The 16,316-nt window shown below is 43.7% G+C and carries 15 protein-coding genes; 11 read left to right on the top strand and 4 right to left on the bottom strand.

Features of this window, described 5'->3' with window-relative positions; genetic code table 11:
- Positions 1–223 precede the first annotated feature (223 nt).
- From HY877_02385 to HY877_02350, 8 genes are all read left to right on the top strand, one after another.
- Positions 224–424 (top strand): helix-turn-helix transcriptional regulator, encoded by a 201-nt coding sequence (locus HY877_02385; GenBank protein ID MBI5299131.1) that lies wholly within the window; start codon positions 224–226, stop codon positions 422–424.
- 2 nt (positions 425–426) lie between these two features.
- A complete protein-coding gene (locus tag HY877_02380) occupies positions 427–1,497 on the top strand; it encodes a DNA adenine methylase (GenBank protein MBI5299130.1) in 1,071 nt (356 codons plus the stop codon).
- Complete coding sequence (locus tag HY877_02375) at positions 1,490–2,587, top strand: hypothetical protein (GenBank protein ID MBI5299129.1); 1,098 nt, start codon at positions 1,490–1,492, stop codon at positions 2,585–2,587. Before HY877_02380 ends, HY877_02375 begins: the two co-directional genes overlap by 8 nt.
- A 3-nt stretch (positions 2,588–2,590) precedes the next feature.
- Complete coding sequence (locus tag HY877_02370) at positions 2,591–3,109, top strand: hypothetical protein (GenBank protein ID MBI5299128.1); 519 nt, start codon at positions 2,591–2,593, stop codon at positions 3,107–3,109.
- 121 nt (positions 3,110–3,230) lie between these two features.
- Complete coding sequence (locus HY877_02365; GenBank protein MBI5299127.1) at positions 3,231–3,872, top strand: nucleotidyltransferase; 642 nt, start codon at positions 3,231–3,233, stop codon at positions 3,870–3,872.
- A gap of 456 nt (positions 3,873–4,328) precedes the next feature.
- Positions 4,329–4,529 (top strand): hypothetical protein, encoded by a 201-nt coding sequence (locus HY877_02360; GenBank protein MBI5299126.1) that lies wholly within the window; start codon positions 4,329–4,331, stop codon positions 4,527–4,529.
- A gap of 4 nt (positions 4,530–4,533) precedes the next feature.
- Positions 4,534–5,961 (top strand): pyruvate kinase, encoded by a 1,428-nt coding sequence (gene pyk, locus HY877_02355; protein ID MBI5299125.1) that lies wholly within the window; start codon positions 4,534–4,536, stop codon positions 5,959–5,961.
- Positions 5,962–6,023: 62 nt separating this feature from the next.
- The gene (locus HY877_02350; GenBank protein ID MBI5299124.1) at positions 6,024–7,241 is read left to right on the top strand and encodes an AAA family ATPase; all 1,218 of its coding nucleotides are present in this window, start codon (positions 6,024–6,026) and stop codon (positions 7,239–7,241) included.
- A gap of 10 nt (positions 7,242–7,251) precedes the next feature.
- Here HY877_02350 and HY877_02345 read toward each other — a convergent pair whose 3' ends face one another.
- Together HY877_02345 and HY877_02340 are read right to left on the bottom strand one after the other, a co-directional pair.
- The gene (locus HY877_02345; protein ID MBI5299123.1) at positions 7,252–7,599 is read right to left on the bottom strand and encodes a cupin domain-containing protein; all 348 of its coding nucleotides are present in this window, start codon (positions 7,597–7,599) and stop codon (positions 7,252–7,254) included.
- On the bottom strand, positions 7,592–9,367 hold the full coding sequence (locus tag HY877_02340; GenBank protein MBI5299122.1) for a Na+:solute symporter: 1,776 nt from the start codon (positions 9,365–9,367) through the stop codon (positions 7,592–7,594). The genes HY877_02345 and HY877_02340 overlap by 8 nt, the downstream gene beginning before the upstream one ends.
- Before the next feature lie 148 nt (positions 9,368–9,515).
- Here HY877_02340 and HY877_02335 point away from each other — a divergent pair, with 148 nt between their 5' ends.
- From HY877_02335 to HY877_02325, 3 genes are read left to right on the top strand one after another with little or no spacing between them, the layout of a single operon-like run.
- The gene (locus tag HY877_02335; protein ID MBI5299121.1) at positions 9,516–11,267 is read left to right on the top strand and encodes a hypothetical protein; all 1,752 of its coding nucleotides are present in this window, start codon (positions 9,516–9,518) and stop codon (positions 11,265–11,267) included.
- A complete protein-coding gene (locus tag HY877_02330) occupies positions 11,267–12,025 on the top strand; it encodes a glucosamine-6-phosphate deaminase (protein ID MBI5299120.1) in 759 nt (252 codons plus the stop codon). Before HY877_02335 ends, HY877_02330 begins: the two co-directional genes overlap by 1 nt.
- Positions 12,018–14,114, top strand: coding sequence for a PIG-L family deacetylase (locus HY877_02325; GenBank protein MBI5299119.1), 2,097 nt, complete (start codon positions 12,018–12,020; stop codon positions 14,112–14,114). Before HY877_02330 ends, HY877_02325 begins: the two co-directional genes overlap by 8 nt.
- 1 nt (position 14,115) lies before the next feature.
- Here the strand turns inward: HY877_02325 and HY877_02320 are convergent, their stop codons facing one another.
- Both HY877_02320 and HY877_02315 read right to left on the bottom strand, forming a co-directional pair.
- Complete coding sequence (locus HY877_02320; protein ID MBI5299118.1) at positions 14,116–15,873, bottom strand: glycosyltransferase family 4 protein; 1,758 nt, start codon at positions 15,871–15,873, stop codon at positions 14,116–14,118.
- Between the two features lie 13 nt (positions 15,874–15,886).
- Positions 15,887–16,234, bottom strand: coding sequence for a hypothetical protein (locus HY877_02315; GenBank protein MBI5299117.1), 348 nt, complete (start codon positions 16,232–16,234; stop codon positions 15,887–15,889).
- Positions 16,235–16,316: the final 82 nt, after the last annotated feature.

Raw genomic sequence — 16,316 nt, 5'->3', positions numbered from 1 at the left:
TTTTTCTTTGGTGTTCTGCCCTCCAAGTATTCGGGCAGGTGGCGGGGCGACAATTCTATCCGCTCGGGCATGGCGGAATTCCCCCCACACCCCCCTTCCGCCGTGTTCTTGCGGGGACGGACGAGATTTTTGGCGGCGGCATTGAGGAGAGAATGGAAAGCTGATATAATTGATTTGCAAGTCACAAAAGTATTATATCACTTTCCATACATTATAATCTACTATGTCCACAATAGGCAAGAACATCAAAAGATTACGACAAGAAAAAGAGCTTTCGCAAGATAAGCTCTCAAAACTTGCTGATTTATCTCTCAATACGGTTGTTAAAATAGAGCTTGACGAAAGCCCAAATCCAACGATTGAGACCATTCAAAAAATTGCGAAAGCTCTTGAGGTTTCGGTTGATGACCTTTTGAAAAAATAGTTATGTTTATATCACAACAAGCACAAACAACATTGTTCGGAGATGCGGTTAAAACACATAAACTACCCAAGACGCAATATCTTGGCAGCAAGGAACGTTTGGTTAAATGGATTTTTGATAATGCGCCCAAAGATATCGAACATTTTTTTGATGCTTTTAGTGGAACTTCTGTAGTCGGTTACTATTTCAAAAACAAAGGTAAGAAAGTCAGTGTAAACGATTTTTTAAAATTTAATTACCATATCGGCAAAGCCATTATCGAAAATAGCGACATTACACTTGACGACAATGATCTCGAATTGCTGTTTTCAGAAAATAAAAGAGCGGGTTCATTGATTGAAGATGTTTTTACAGATGTTTTTTTCGAGCGAGATCAGGCGCGATTTCTAGATAACTTCCGAGCCAATGTGAATTTACTCGATAACGAGTATAAAAAATCTCTTGCTCTCACGGTCATGAATCGCGCCCTGACAAGAAAAGTTTTACTCGGCCATTTCGCTCATTTGAGTGCTTTGCGGTACAGCAAAGATCCATTACGCGTAAAAAGAAACCCAACTATTGCACGCCCGATTAAAGACCTATTTTTTGAACTTTTACCAGAATATAACAATGCTGTTTTCGATAATGGAAAGGAAAATGAGGTTTACTGCGAAGATACAATTCAACTAATTCCTAAATTAAAAAATATTGATTTGGTTTATTTTGACCCCCCATACTATGGCTGTCATCCCGATTATCAAGCGTTTTATCATTTCCTAGAGACATTTGTTGAATATTGGAAGGACAAAGAATTTGTTAATGGCACAAAACAATATTTTCCGAAAAAGGAAAGTGGATTTGTTCGAAAGGAAGAAACGATCGATTCTTTCAAAAAGCTATTTGCCGCCAGTGCTCATATTCCGTATTGGCTCATTTCCTACAATAGTGAAAGCTACCCTGAAAAGGAGACAATGATTGAATTGATAAGCCGACACAAGAAAGTTAAAGTATTCGAACACGAATACCAAAACCATTACGGCGGCAAAGGTTCAAAAAAGGGAACAAAAGAATATTTATTTTATTGCTATGAGTAAATTCAAACAATTCAAACAGCTATACCAGGACAATAAATTTGATGTCTTATTAAAAGACCCTGACAGTGTTTATTGGCTCAAATTGAGATCAATTTCTCGCAAAGAATTGATGGTGAATTTTTGTACAGAAAATGGGATTGATTCTACTGGCGTTAGAGGCACGGCGCTTTTTGAGCACATCTACGAGTCCAAGCCGGATGAGAAAATCGTTGATAGATTTATCGCGCAAAAATACTCTGTTGAACGCGCAGAGCGAAAGGCAAACGAAACAAAACTTGTTTCGGAATTATATAAAATGAAAGTCCTCGATTGGGGAGGAATCTACCAAAATAATCTTGAGAAAAGTATCGTTGATAACTACATCAAAAAAATTAAAGACTTTGATCTTTTGAATAAGAAAATTGAAAATGAAATTCACGCAAGTATGCGTGGGTATGTGCAGTCCTCGTGGTTTAATCACTGGACTTCAATTTTGATTGAAGACATTTCCAAGGATAACAAAAAAGTCATTCCTACTGTTGGCTTGATTAAAAAAGTGGACTTCTTTATTTCCAATGTTCCGTTTGATCTAAAAGTTACATATTTCCCCGAAGGATATATGCTTGCTAAGCGCAAAACGCTTGGTTTGCCAACAGAGATTCAGCTTCTAAAACGATTTGCAAAAACTAAGGGTATTCAATATGACAAAACCCAGAAGGATAAATCCCTAATGTCAGAATTGCTAACACGAATCTCCGAAAGAACTGACGCGGAATCTAAAAAATTCATTGCGGAATTCAAAGAAGCGCGCTGGAAAATTGTTGAGGATACTATCAAGGACAAAAAATCTCTTATCAAGTGGCTTTACGAGGAGCAAGGCGAACGAAGATTTGATGCCGCCAACCGTCTATTTTTGGTTTTGATTGATAAGGAAAATATGGAGGAGAGTTGGAAAATGAAAAGAAATATAGAGTTATTAGGCGACGAGGTTAATTCTTATCTTGATAAATTTAACGCAAAGGATACATCAAAATTAGATATTGAATTTGATTGGATGGACGGCAAAAAATACAACACTGTCTCTGATGCCATTTTTATCGTCAAAAAATAATTTATGAACCAGTATGCAGAAACAATTTGGAATACGCTTGCAGCTGTAGGAGCAATCGAAACGGTAGTCCTTATCGCTGGAATAGTATATGCAATCTATCTTTGGTTTAGAGGCATACTCCCAGCTATTCTGCGTCTCGGTAATGGTCTAGCAAAAAGAAAAATCGCTATTTTTGCGAAGGGTGATAATGTTAAAAGTTTAACGGATTTACTCTGCGATTCGAGATTATTTCGGGAGAAAAACATTCTCGTAATTACGCAAAATGGCGATTTGGGGAAAGCAGAAAAAGCTTCAGTGTATCTAGTTTATTGGCATGATTGGGCGGAGAACATTGATGAAATTCTTACTAAAAAACCCGATGAATGTGCGTTAGTTATCTATGCTCCATACGACAAGGGCAAGATACCTGACGAACAAATGAAAAAGTTAGACGGGAAAAGACATTCGGCGGTAACAAACTTTCGCGGCAGATTACTAAATGACATTGTAACCTCAATGATTACGACTAGTTATGACCGCTGAAATGTACTTAGCTCAAATATTACAGAAATATACAGCGAAAAGTTTAATCAACTACTCGCAACAAATTTCACAGCTAAAAAGCACCCTACAATCTTAGGCGAGCAGTTGTTATGTAAATATTTTGGATTCTGGTTCGCGGGCAAAAGGAACTGCTATATCTCTTGCTTCTGATGTAGATTACCTTGTTTCTCTAACGAGTGGGTGTAATGAAAATAGTGGCGGGCTTAAAAGTATTTATGACGGACTTTATACGAAACTAAATAATTCCTATCAGAATGTTCGCAAACAAAACGTATCTGTCCGAATAAATCTAGGCGGACTTCAAGTTGATGTTACTCCGGCGAGAAAACAGAATGGACTTACTAATGACCATTGGGTTTATCTCTCAAAATCAGGCTCGCGCCAGCAAACAAATATTCAAAAACACATAACTGATATTTCTCAATCTGGTCGCACAAATGAAATTAAGATCATAAAGATTTGGCGCGAGCTAAATCAGCTAGATTTTCCCTCAATTTATTTAGAATATTTGATTGTAAAAAATATTCTACAATACAAAGGAACTGATTTTGCCTCAAACGCTTTTTATATTTTTCAGGAGCTCGCCAAAGATACCGGAAATCCTCTTTTCGCTCGGGTAGTAGATCCAGCAAATTCAAACAATATTCTCTCTGACCTTTTGACTGCCACAGAAAAGAATAAAATTGTGGCAAAAGCAAAAGTTGCAGCAAGTCAACAATATTGGGAGAATATTGTTTGGTAATGCCGCCGCCGAAAAATCCGTCCGTCCGAGCGAGGGCATGGCGGAAGGGGGGTGTGGGGGGAATTCCGCCATGCCCGAGCGGATAGAATTGTCGCCCCGCCACCTGCCCGAATACTTGGAGGGCAGAACACCAAAGAAAAATGTCCTTTCCTTTTTAGAAGAAATCGGTCGCGCGCAAATCCGAAAAGCAAGGAACATTTTTCTTTGGTGTCCGCCGAGTCCGCGAGGCGGTGGCGGGGCGTCCTCATTCGTGGGGGTTCTCCGCAAAATGGGTTCTGACTTTTTCAAACAAACACCACAATCCTTCTTTGCAATCCTTCACGATTTCATTTAATAATCTTTCCAACGCGCCTCTTAAGGCCGGAAAGGAGATTTACTATGGAAGAACAATTAGAACGTCAGATGGAGCATGTGGGTTCGTGGTTGGGCACTTTCGCCGCGTCTGCTTTCGGATTGATGTTTGCGATGATCGGTCTTGCTTTTCTGATTTTTCTCATCGTTGTCTGGTGCCGTATTTGGTCCAAAACCGGCAATAGCGGTTTCTTTGGGTTGTTGATGTTCATTCCGTTGGTTAATTTTATTATGATGTTGGTGTTGGCTTTCAGCGATTGGCCGATCCACAAAGAATTGCGATTACTCAAGGAGCGAAAAGTTTAGCGATATGTCCATTCTTGAACGCCGCGCAAAAATCGTAGCTACTTTGGGCCCCGCCACCGATATCCCCACCGTTTTGGAAAAAATGATCTCTGCCGGAATGAATGTCGCGCGTTTTAATTTTTCCCACGGAACACATGCCGACCACAAACGCAGGTTTCAGATGGTTCGCCGGCTTTCCAAAAAATTAAAAAAACCAGTCGCCGTTTTGTTGGATTTGCAGGGCCCAAAAATTCGAACTGGTCTTTTACAAAATCATAAATTGGTTCACCTGATCAAAAACAATGAATTTCACATCACCACAAAGAACAAATTGGGAGATGCAAATATTGTTTCCACCACTTATGGACACCTCCCTCATGACGTCAAAAAAGGAGATCCCATTTTGTTGGATGACGGGAGAATGCGTCTGGAAGTGCTTTCCAAAACAGATGATACCGTTGCCTGTCGTGTGGTGTATGGAGGATGGCTTAAAGAGCATGCCGGAATAAATCTGCCGGGGACCCGTATCAGTGCGCCTGCCTTGACAAAGAAAGACTTGGACGACTTAAAATTTGGAATGGAGTTGGGTGTGGATGCCATTGCCCTCTCTTTTGTGCGGCAGGCCAAAGATGTTTTGCAACTCAAACAAATTTTGAAACAAAATAAATTTTATGTTCCCGTCATTGCGAAAATTGAAAGAGCAGAGGCGCTGGATCATCTTGATGAAATTCTTCAAGAGGCCGAAGGGGTGATGGTGGCCAGAGGAGATCTCGGCGTGGAACTTTCTTTTGAAAAGGTGCCTGTATTGCAAAAGCGCATCATCCGCAAAGCCAATGAAACAGGGACTATCGTGATTACGGCAACGCAAATGCTTGAGTCGATGATTGATGATCCGGTGCCAACAAGAGCGGAAACTTCTGATGTCGCCAATGCTATTTTTGATGGGACCGATTGCGTGATGTTGTCGGGAGAAACAGCAAAAGGAAAATATCCGATTGAAGCAGTTGCCGTGATGGCGCGTATTGTCCGGGAAGCGGAGCGAAGCCATTATGAACACGATGAAGAAGATGCAGAGCACGCGCATCATCGCAGTTCTTTCGCGCACGCGGTGGTACACGCGGCGTGCCAAGCTTCTGATGAAGTGGAAGCCAAAGCAATTTTGGTTTTTTCTATGACGGGGGGTACGGTTCGAATGATTTCGAAATTGAAACCTAAAAAACCGATTCTTGGCATTGCCCCCAGTGAAACGGTTTGCCGCCAGATGGCGCTCTACTGGGGAGTTTATCCGGTTTTCGCTCCTATGGGTGTCTCAACCGATGAAATGATTGTGCTTGGAGAAAAAGCGGTGCTTCGCGAAAAGATTTTGTCGAAAGGGGACAAAGTCGTCGTGGTTTCAGGTTCCCAATTATTGCGCGGCGCAACCAATATGATGCAGATTCTCAATATTGCCTAATTGACATTTTTGACATATAAATTTATATCACTTAATAAATTTATAAATATTGCTTTATGGATATGAATTTTACTCTTTTGAATCCTTTTCGTCCTGGTGCCGGGCATCCTCCACCTTATTTGGCCGGTCGGGAAAAGGAAAAAATCGAATTCTCACGGATGCTTGATCAGAGTCCAATTCTCTCCAATTTGATATTAACCGGGTTGCGCGGAGTGGGCAAAACCGTCTTGTTGGAAACATTCAAACAATTTGCCATTCAAAAACAATGGCTTTGGGCCGGAACAGATTTGTCGGAATCATCGAGTGTCAGCGAAGAAAATATTGCCATTAGAATTTTGGCCGATTTGGCCCCGCTGGTCGCGGGCGTTGTTGTTGGGGAGAAAGAAAAACGTCAAATCGGTTTTCTCTCCGCATCGGTTAAACAATCCATTCATCTTGATTTTTCCATTCTCAGGCGTGTTTATGATCAAACACCCGGTTTGACTTCTGACAAATTGAAGTCGGTGTTGAATCTTGTTTGGTCCTGTCTGCAGGAATCCCAGTGCCACGGAATTGTTCTGGCTTATGATGAGGCTCAAAATTTGGGTGACCAGGCATCTGATCATCAATATCCTCTTTCCCTATTGCTGGATGTTTTTCAGTCGATTCAAAAAAAAGGGATGCCTTTTTTTCTTGTTTTGACGGGTCTTCCGACCTTGTTTCCAAAATTGATTGACGCTAGGACTTTTTCAGAACGCATGTTTCATGTCATGACACTCGGGCGTTTAAATGAAAACGAAAGTGGTGACGCCATTCTCAAACCCATAGAACAACAGAATTCACCGGTCCGTTTCAGTAAAGCCGCCGTCAGGGAAATCATAAAATATTCGGGGGGATATCCCTATTTTATCCAGTTTTTATGCCGTGAAATGTTTGATTCTTATCTTCAACAAAAGGCCAGCGGAGAAGTGCATCCTGGTGTGACGGTTTCCGAGATGGTTCGCAAGCTGGACACCGATTTTTTTGCAGGCCGCTGGAATCGTGTGACAGACCGGCAACGGGAGCTGTTGTCCATTGTTTCAGAACTTCCAAACTGTAATGAAGAATTCTCCCTGCAGGATATTGTGGAAAAATCAAAAGGGGCTCTCGGCAAACCCTTCAGTCCGAGCCATGTCAATCAAATGTTGTCCAAATTGACCGACAACGGACTTGTTTATAAAAATCGTCACGGACGTTATTCTTTCGCAGTACCACTTCTGGGCGATTTCATTCGTCGGCAAAGGGAAGAGGGGATTTTATAGCTTTCTTTTGTCAGCTACGCCCGTAGTCGTCTTCGAGACGAATGACATCATCGAGATGGAGGGTTGAAACTTCTACTAGGCGGCAGTTTTCCAGAGCGGTGAATCGGTGCTTCTGCAGGGGTGGGTTGTGAAAGGTGTCTCCGGGTTTTAGAATTTTTTTCTCCCGTTTTCCGGATTTTTCAAACTCCACTTCCAAAAGACCTTCCAAAACCAAAATCGTTTCCTCTTTTTTTTGATGATATTGATAGGAGAGCTGATGCCCTTTGTTAATCACCAGAATTTTGCCGATGTAGTTTGAAGTCTGTGCCCAGATTTCCTCGTGACCCCATGGCTTCTCTATCTGCTGCATATCAAACAGCCTCGGGGGAGGGGTCGGCGTCTTGCACGAATACTTCTTTCGGTTTCTTTTCGGATGTCTGTTTTGCGATGCGTGCAATCAAAATAAAGAAGGAGACAAGGGCGATAACGAGTTCTATTCCACCTTCCACTTTATTTTTCAGAAGGACATCCCCGATGCCAAAATTCAGAGTGAACAAAAAGACAAGACCTATGACCCAGCTCAACAACGCACTTCTCAATTTAAAGGAGGGTACAAAATGATATTTTGCATAGATATGACTCCATCCAAATCTTGCAGGTCCCACCTTGGCTACAAATTCCTTCAGAACTTTTTCATCTACCGGTTTGGTGAGGAAGGTGACAATCAACCATGAAATGGTTGAGATACTAATAATGATCCACATTTTATAGGAATAAAGCATTCCGGGATTAACTAATTCAATAGTTACTGTGACAATGCCCGAAACTACCATGGCCGTGAATTCGGTCCATGCGTTGACTCGCCACCAGAACCATCTCAAAATCCAAGTAAGCCCCGCGCCGCTGGTAAATTCCACCAGCAGTTTCCATGTATTTCCAATCGACTGAATATTCATTGCAACGAGAATGGAAAGGCCCAAAGTCACAACTGTGGCAATACGGGAAGCCATGACATAATGTTTATCCGATGCTTTTTTCACCAAAAAGCGCCGATAAAGATCATTAATCATATAAGAACTGCCGAGATTGACGTGGGTGGCAACCGTTGACATGAAAGCGGCGATGGCGGCAACAACGACAACTCCCAGTACGCCATGAGGCAACACTTTGGCCATCATCATTGGATAGGCCATTTCAGGATCCACCATGTTGCGACCAAAAATAACGAGGGCCGCCAGAGCGGTGAGAATCCAGGGCCAGACTTGAATCACAAAATTCATGAAAGCGAAAAAGAATGTTCCCAACACGGCATGTCTTGCATTTTTGGCAGAGGACATGCGTTGAATATGTTTTCCACCTCCATCAGCAAATTTGTGGGCCCACCATTGAACGCAAATGTAGGTCAAAAAAACAGAAATAGGCATCCACTGACTTGCCTGCGGCCAAGTAGGATAGAACTGGGTGATGCCACTGCTGGCGCCATACATTGTGTCCAGTTTGCTCAGCATTGTAGAAATACCACCGGCTTCCTTGACAGCATAAAATCCGAGTGCGGTTGTTCCGCCAACCGCAATAAAATATTGGATAAAATCGGTCCAAATGACGCCATAAAAACCCGAGGCAAAAGTATAGATAACAACAATGGAGGTAAAAATAATAAGAACTTGGGTGGTGTCCATAGTGGTTACGCCGGTCATGATTTTAATCAGACCTTTGTAAACCCAGCCCATGACGACACAGTTGAAAAGGACTCCAAAATAAAAACCTTTGAAGCCACGCAAGAAAGAGGCGGGTTTCCCACCGTAACGTTTTTCCACAATTTCAACATCAGTAATGACTTCGCTTTTGCGCCAAAGTTGTGAAAAAAGAAAAGTGGCAAGCATAACCTGAATGGCACCGGCCCAGAAAAACCAGCAACCGGCAATACCTTCCTGAAAGATGTACTTGGTGACCGCAAGAGGAGTATCTGCCGAAAAATTGGTGGCGGCCATCGAGGTTCCCAAAAGCCACCATGGCATTGAGCGCCCGCCTACAAAATAATCTTCCGTGGAGCGGGATGCTTTTCGGGTGAAATAAAAACCGGTGACAAAACAAATCAAAACATAAGCAACAATAATGGAGTAGTCGAGGAAGTTCAGTGTTCTCATGAATTAAAGATTTCCTTCCATTTTTGGGATGAGCTCGTCTAGCATTTGATGAGGGAATAGGCAAGATTTTAAATGACAATTTTTCTTGCAAAGGCCTCCTCTCTGAGATAGTCAGGACCGGTCCTGGGGGACTTTCTAAGAGATATTTATGATGCCTGTTATCAACTTGGTCCCCCCCTCCATTCTTCCTCCTCTACCTCCATTTCTTATTGATGGTCCAAGAGAAATTGAACTTTTAGCAGACAACTCTGCTCCTCTTCCTCCTCGGGATGTTTTTGTGTCTTCCGCTAAAATACAAAATCCGGTGGAAAAGAAACCGGAATATAGATGGATTGTTGATGTCGCGGGGGTGGTTGGTGCTGTGGTCGGTTTTGTTTTTGGAGGACCTGTTGGCGCTGTTGTTGGTGGTACTATTGGCGCCGCATTAGCAGTCCCCTTAAGACGCTTTCTGGCGGGAACAGATCCAAACGATCCCAATGAATTAGGTCTTGCCGGTGAAACGGCGATTACAGCGGGTTCCTCTTTGTTGTTCGGGGCAATTTTTATGGGAATGGGGGCGGTGGTCCGCGTTTTTGCCAGCAGGGCAAGCGCTTTCTTTGCCAGTCGTGCATCCAGCACCTTGGCAAGCAGACCTCTCTTGAGAAAGGGTGTTGAAATTCTGGGAAAAGCCTGGACCCCTTTCAAAGAATGGTATGTCAAAAAAGGTCATGTTCCTATTCGAGCCGCCGCGGCAGTGCCGGTTGTCTATGATCTAACTCATAACAAAAATGGGAAATTGGATCTTACGGATATGTCGATTGATACTCCTTTAGGATTTGCCACCGCTCTTTATGCCGGCAATGGGGTTTACTCGAAACTTTTTGGAAGCAATGTTTTTGGTCTCGACACCGCGGCTCCATTAAGTATGGCTTCCTATCAGCTCTTTCGGCTTATGGCCGGTGCAAAGGCATCAGATTTTTCTGATTTTAATTACAATCAGGCTCTTCGTTTTCGCTACGTTGCCGAAATTGGAAATAATATTCAGTCCATGATGCTTTATGGAAAAGCCTATTGGGACATTGATTTCAGAATGGAAAAGGCGGTTCAAAAAGGTTTGACCGCAAACACTAATACCGGCACAAAAACGAAACCACTGTTGGCCCCCGCTTTTGACGCTTTGGCCGTTGCGTATCGCTATTTGGTTCCAAGACCTCTAAAAAGAATTATTCGCCCAACCATCGATTATCCAGTTGGGCCTTTAGCTGGTTCCGGACTTAATCCTGCAATGGCGGATCGACTTACGATCTTGACCGGTTTTAACGGGAACGACATGATGCGACCTCAATTTGAAACAGGAGGAAGACTCGTTTCTTTGGGTCAGACATGGGGTGTGGTTGTTCCGTGGCAATTTTTAAGTGCACCCTTGCTTGGAATGACTCCCGCTCAATGGGGACAAAACCGTTTTTGGAAAATGACAACGTGGTCGTATATCGGAAATCCTATCAAAGCGGGTTTGGGTGGAGATACTTCTCTGGCGCAATGGGGTGGTTTTGCCACGGGAATGACAATCGATGCCGGTGTGACCGTGTTTTACAATCCACGCGCTGATAAAAAACATTGGGCTTGGGATTTACATGAATCGCTGGCCGCCTTCAGACAACATCCGGAACAACAGGATGCAATTGCAGATCATGTGATGAACGAAATATTCAATCGTCAAATGACCGATTGGGATCTCAAATCGTTTGTCAGTTTGAAAGGTCTTCATCGTTTTAATTCCAAATATCTTCGAACATTTGATGAAGAGGTTGCCGCATTATCCGCTGAGGAAAGAGAAAGTTTGGAAAAAATTTATCAAAAACGCTTGGCATCTGGCGACGATTTTGGTTTAAGAGAGCTTGGTCAAATTTTACAAAAGTAATGAAACAATTTTTTATCGTTAAAGATGCCGAGGCTCTTGCCAAGACAGCCGCTTCTTTTCTAACAAAACAGATTCAAAGGAAGCCAAAATTTTGTCTGAGTCTCGCTACCGGCTCTACCCCCAAAAGAGCCTATCAATTTTTTACCCAAAAAAGGGTTGAGGAACGCCTTGACCTGAGCCAGATGCATTTTTTTCATCTCGATGAATATGCAGGGCTTGCCCAAAAAGATCCACGAAGCTTTGCGTTTTACATTCGGGAAAATGTTGTTGTCCCTTGGGGGCTTAAAGATTTTCAGGTTTCTTTGTGGCAGGGGGATACTCCTGATCCTTTGGTGGCCTGCACCTCCTATGAAAAGGAAATCAAAAATATTGGTGGGATCGATTGTCAAATTTTGGGGCTCGGAATCAACGGGCATATCGGTTTTAATGAACCGGGTTCTTTGAGGGAAAGTCGTTGCCGGATTGTGGCTCTGACGGAGGAGACCTTGCATCACAACAAAAAAGATTTGGAAGGAGGACCTCTCCCGACACACGCATTTACAATGGGAATTGCCAATATTTTGGAGGCCCGAAATCTTCTTTTGTTGGTGACGGGACAAAATAAAACAGAAAGTTTGAAAAACTTTCTTCAAGAAGAAGCAAACCCCGATCATCCCGCTTCTTTTTTGAAGGAACATGATCATTTGACTGTAATTGTGGATCAAGCGGCTTTGGCCAATTTAAAAATCAATCCGGAGGTGTTCGAAATCCATGAGTGACATAAAGGTTTATTATCCAGACGATTTGCCCACAGAAAAAACCATTCTCGTGTTTTCTCCCCATCCAGATGATACTTCTATCTGCGCCGGAGGGATCACCTCGCTCTTAAGCAAAAAAAACAAGGTTTTCTCTGTCGTGATGACAACGGGTCATCGTGCGAAGATTGAAGGTTTAAGTGAGGAAGATCGTATTCGCTTGCGGGAAGAAGAGTCTTCCAAAGAGGGAAAAATTCTGGGAACCGAAGTTGTTTTTTTACGATTGAAACTTTATGAAAGCGGGAAAATTGAAAGTGCAGACCTTGAAAAAATAACCGAACTTCTGGAAAAATATCAACCCGAACTGCTTTTTCTTCCCAATTCGGAAGATCCCCATCCCACCCATCATTTGTGCAACCAGATTGTTCATCGTGCGGTGCAACAATACACAAAGGTTCACCCCACAACATTGGCTCTCTGGCATTATGAAAGCCCTTGGTCTCTTTTCAATAGGGAAGATTTTAATGCCGTTGTTTCTATCCCCGCTGATGTTTTTGAACAGAAATTAAATGCCATCCGGGCGCATGCCTCCCAAAACGATAGAACCAGTTATGATGTGATTGCATCTTCGCTGGCACAAATACGCGCGGCCATTGTTCCGGAACAGCAATTGGCAGGATATGGAGAGAAACCGGTGGCTATGGGACCGTATGTTGAGCTCTTCAGCGTTATCTATGTCGGACACAAGGTCAAGTTGGTGGAATCTTTTTCAGGAGTGCGCGGCATTTTCCGACAGGGTCTGACAACAGAAGTTGCCCAGAATTATGGTTACGCCTATGGAAGTTGGCTCAAACATGTTTTGGACGTGAATCCAAAAGTTTTGGTTGGTATGGATACACGTCATTCGAGTTTCGTTTTAAAAAATGCAATTATGGAGGGTCTGAAAAAAGCCCACTGCCATATTTTTGATATCGGTGTGGCCACAACACCGATGGTTCAATTTGAAATTCGAAATAGGAAAAGTGAAGGGGGAGTAATGATTACGGCAAGTCACAACGAGCCGGAATGGAACGGGTTCAAATTTTTTTGGGGAGATGGCGGTGCTCTGATGCCCGATCAGATTCAACAGGTCATCGAAAATTATCATGCTGAAATTCAGGATCCCGAACGTCCTTATGTGGAACACTACATCCGCTTTTTACTGGATTGGATTGGTGAGAAAACCGTTGCGAAAATTTGCGAATCAAAACTCAAAATTGTGGTCGACCCCAACGGAGGGGCCATCATTGTTGTTTTGAAAAAACTCTTCGATATTCTTCAGATTCAAACGGTGGAGTTGAATATGGTGGAAGGGAAATTCGCCCACTCTATTGAACCGACGCTCAATTCGCTGAAGCACATGGGCCCTGTGATTAAAGACAGTGGGGCTGATTTTGGTGTTACCTGGGATTGCGATGGAGACCGCCTTGAAATTATTTTGCCGGGAGGTGAATTGTTGTCGGGTCATTACATTCTGGCTCTTCTGGTTGATCAGGTTCTGAAAAAGACAAAGGGAAGCAAAACAGTTGTGGTTAATGCCGCCACTTCAGGAGTCGTGGCCTCGATTGTTAAACGATACAAGGCGAAATTGATTGAGACTGATGTGGGAGAGACCAATGTAGTGACGATGATGAAAAAAACCAAAGCGGTTGTTGGCGGAGAAGGGGGTTCTGGAGGCGGAATTATTCCTCCCAGTCGGTGTCGCGACGGGATTATGACCTTGTTGAAAATTTTGGAACTACTGGTGGAGCAGAAAAAAACATTGCCACAACTTTTGGATCTCTACCCCAAATATTATACTCGCCAATTAAATCTGAAAATTGATTCAAGTCGGATAGAAAAAATTCAGAAAGAGATGACAGCCTATTTCAAACAGGCTGAACCCCGGACATTTGGTGGAACCCTTGGAGGTTTTAAATTGAGTTGGGATGATGGCACTTTTCTTTGGCTTAGAATGTCGAAAACCGAAAAAGATTTGGTCCGATTTCTTGTTGATTCTTCGCAATCTAAACAGACAGAAAAAATTTTTCAGGAAGGGATGCAGATTTTACAAAAAAACATCCCGCAGGTTTAGATTATCTTGTGCCCTGCGCGGTACCGGTGGATTGCTGACTTCTTCTTCCTTCTCCCACCGCCTTTCTGAGCAATGGAACGAGTCGATCACCACTGCTTGTCCATGAATAGTTGGCATGAACATGAGCCGCAACACCGGAACCCATGCGTGCTTTCATGTTTTCTCTCAGAGCTTGGATAACAGCTTTGGCAAAGGCTTTATCATCCCCGCGTGGAACACGGACTCCAACCTCTTCTGTGATAATTTGTCGCAGTCCTCCTACATCGCTGGCAATGATTGGAAGCCCTGTTCCGGCTTCTTCCAATGCAACAATTCCAAAAAGTTCCGTATTGGAAGTGACGAGGCCCACATCTGCAATATTAAAGAATCTGGAAAGTTGATTGTGATCTCTATTTCCTACAAATATCACGGTATCCGCGACGTCCAAATTTGCGGCTAAATCTTTATATTCCTGAAGTTTACCTCCGCCTCCGGCAAGAACGAAACGAACTCCGGGCATAACCTCTTTTACTTTAGCCGCCGCACGAATCAGTGTGTCAACTCCTTTGGCTTCAGCCATGCGTCCGGCAAAAGCGACAACATGCGTGATCCCTTCGGAAGAGATCCCTAATTCAGCCAAGACTTGCGCGCGATCCAGTTGGGCCGGTGCAAAAACATCTCCTGAAAATCCATGGGGAATAGTATAAACATCTCGCAAATCAACGCCATATACAGCCGGAATAGCTCCGCTTACCAAATCGGTTGCTGTTATAATACTGTTGGCACCTTGGACTCCGGCAAAAACATATTCTCCCAAATTAGAAGGATATGGAGAACTTAAAGGACCTTGAGGGCCCTGTGGGTATGCGGCACGGACATGATCACAACAGTTTCCATGGCAGACAACAACGTAGGGAAGTCCCGTTCTTCTTGCCGCTTCCGCACCAATCCACGCATGATTTACAAGAAGCACATCCGGTTGCATGTCTCTGGCGGCAACAGCTACCGCATCGGCAACGCCTTCCGCATAGGCTTCCATTTCATCCGGTGTCATGTCTCTGTAACGAACTCCATCAGGACTTGCCGGGTTGGACTCAAAAACCGGCAAAGGGGCTAGTGCCGCGCCCGCTTTGGAAGCATGAAAAGGTGACGTAAATGGGAAAAGGTATTGTGGAAAAGAAGCGCTGGAATCAAAACGCGCTCCCAAAAACAACATGCTTACATCTCCGCCTCTATTCTTAAGGTCTTTTGCTACGGCTGTGGCAAAGGTGCCGCTTCCATTGCTGAAAGGAGGAAAAAGAGAAAGAGAAAGCACTCTAGGAACGGACTGTCCTGCTCTGAGGGGAATTGTTTCACTCACTCCGGCTGGAACCGGCAAACTCACTGTGCTATCTTCTGGGCTCGGTGAATAATGAAGTTGTGTGGGACGGTACTTTAAATGTGCCAATGCGGATGCCGCGGATGGTGCAAAACGGATTGTTTTTGTTGTGGGGGTAGGCAGAGCTCCGTTGAATCCTTTCAAAATAGCCACTAGACGAGTTTTGGCCTCTTCAGCATTTCCGCCAATACCAAGCATGGTTCTGAATTCACTCACAGCTGTTGCTAACTGGGTGCGAATAGTTTGATCAAAAGTAGGCAAGCTCGACGCCGCTTCCAAAGCATTGAGTCCTTCTTCCCATGCAGAAGGTTGAGTTAAAGGCAGACCTTGAAAAAAATCTGCAAAGGTTGGCACTTCTGGTATTATGGCTACTGTTGCTGTTGCTAGTGCAATGCCTGTCATGCAATCCCCCAAGTCAGTCTGCTATCTTCAGCATCAGACAGGAATAGGTGTTTCCGTTGGGATCACCCATTCGGTTGCGAAATCCCGGAGCCACCCAGTTGAGCGCCTCCGGTTTACCATTTTTAACAAGACAGATTTTTGCTCCGGAACCTCCGTCCAAACTGATGACCTGTTCCAAATTTTCACCAACATTGATTTTTTTGATAATCGCTTTAAGCGCCGCGGCCATTTCTGAAAAAGAAATCCCGACCGAATATTCATATCTGCCGCTAAATGCAAAGGCGCCAAAGAAATTGGCCGTTTTGACAAGTACGGTGCGCGGTTCTCTTCGATACGGTCCGGGCGTGGAAGGGGTGAGCAAGATCGCCGGCAGTGACTCCGCCTGGGGCTACAACTTCGGCGCATTGTTCAACGCCAGCGCGGACACGCGCATCGGCATGTCC

The sequence above is a fragment of the Deltaproteobacteria bacterium genome (assembly GCA_016213065.1).
Classification (GTDB): domain Bacteria; phylum UBA10199; class UBA10199; order SPLOWO2-01-44-7; family SPLOWO2-01-44-7; genus JACRBV01.
Note: the sequence above shows the minus strand (reverse complement) of the source record. Positions and strands in the feature narration are given on the sequence as shown.

Coding starts and splice junctions, on each gene's coding strand:
- HY877_02325 (MBI5299119.1), top strand. CDS start 12,018: ATGAGTGACATAAAGGTTTATTATCCAGACGATTTGCCCACAGAAAAA.
- HY877_02370 (MBI5299128.1), top strand. CDS start 2,591: ATGAACCAGTATGCAGAAACAATTTGGAATACGCTTGCAGCTGTAGGA.
- HY877_02350 (MBI5299124.1), top strand. CDS start 6,024: ATGAATTTTACTCTTTTGAATCCTTTTCGTCCTGGTGCCGGGCATCCT.
- HY877_02320 (MBI5299118.1), bottom strand. CDS start 15,873: ATGACAGGCATTGCACTAGCAACAGCAACAGTAGCCATAATACCAGAA.
- HY877_02380 (MBI5299130.1), top strand. CDS start 427: ATGTTTATATCACAACAAGCACAAACAACATTGTTCGGAGATGCGGTT.
- HY877_02375 (MBI5299129.1), top strand. CDS start 1,490: ATGAGTAAATTCAAACAATTCAAACAGCTATACCAGGACAATAAATTT.
- HY877_02360 (MBI5299126.1), top strand. CDS start 4,329: ATGTTTGCGATGATCGGTCTTGCTTTTCTGATTTTTCTCATCGTTGTC.
- HY877_02335 (MBI5299121.1), top strand. CDS start 9,516: ATGATGCCTGTTATCAACTTGGTCCCCCCCTCCATTCTTCCTCCTCTA.
- pyk (MBI5299125.1), top strand. CDS start 4,534: ATGTCCATTCTTGAACGCCGCGCAAAAATCGTAGCTACTTTGGGCCCC.
- HY877_02385 (MBI5299131.1), top strand. CDS start 224: ATGTCCACAATAGGCAAGAACATCAAAAGATTACGACAAGAAAAAGAG.
- HY877_02330 (MBI5299120.1), top strand. CDS start 11,267: ATGAAACAATTTTTTATCGTTAAAGATGCCGAGGCTCTTGCCAAGACA.
- HY877_02340 (MBI5299122.1), bottom strand. CDS start 9,367: ATGAGAACACTGAACTTCCTCGACTACTCCATTATTGTTGCTTATGTT.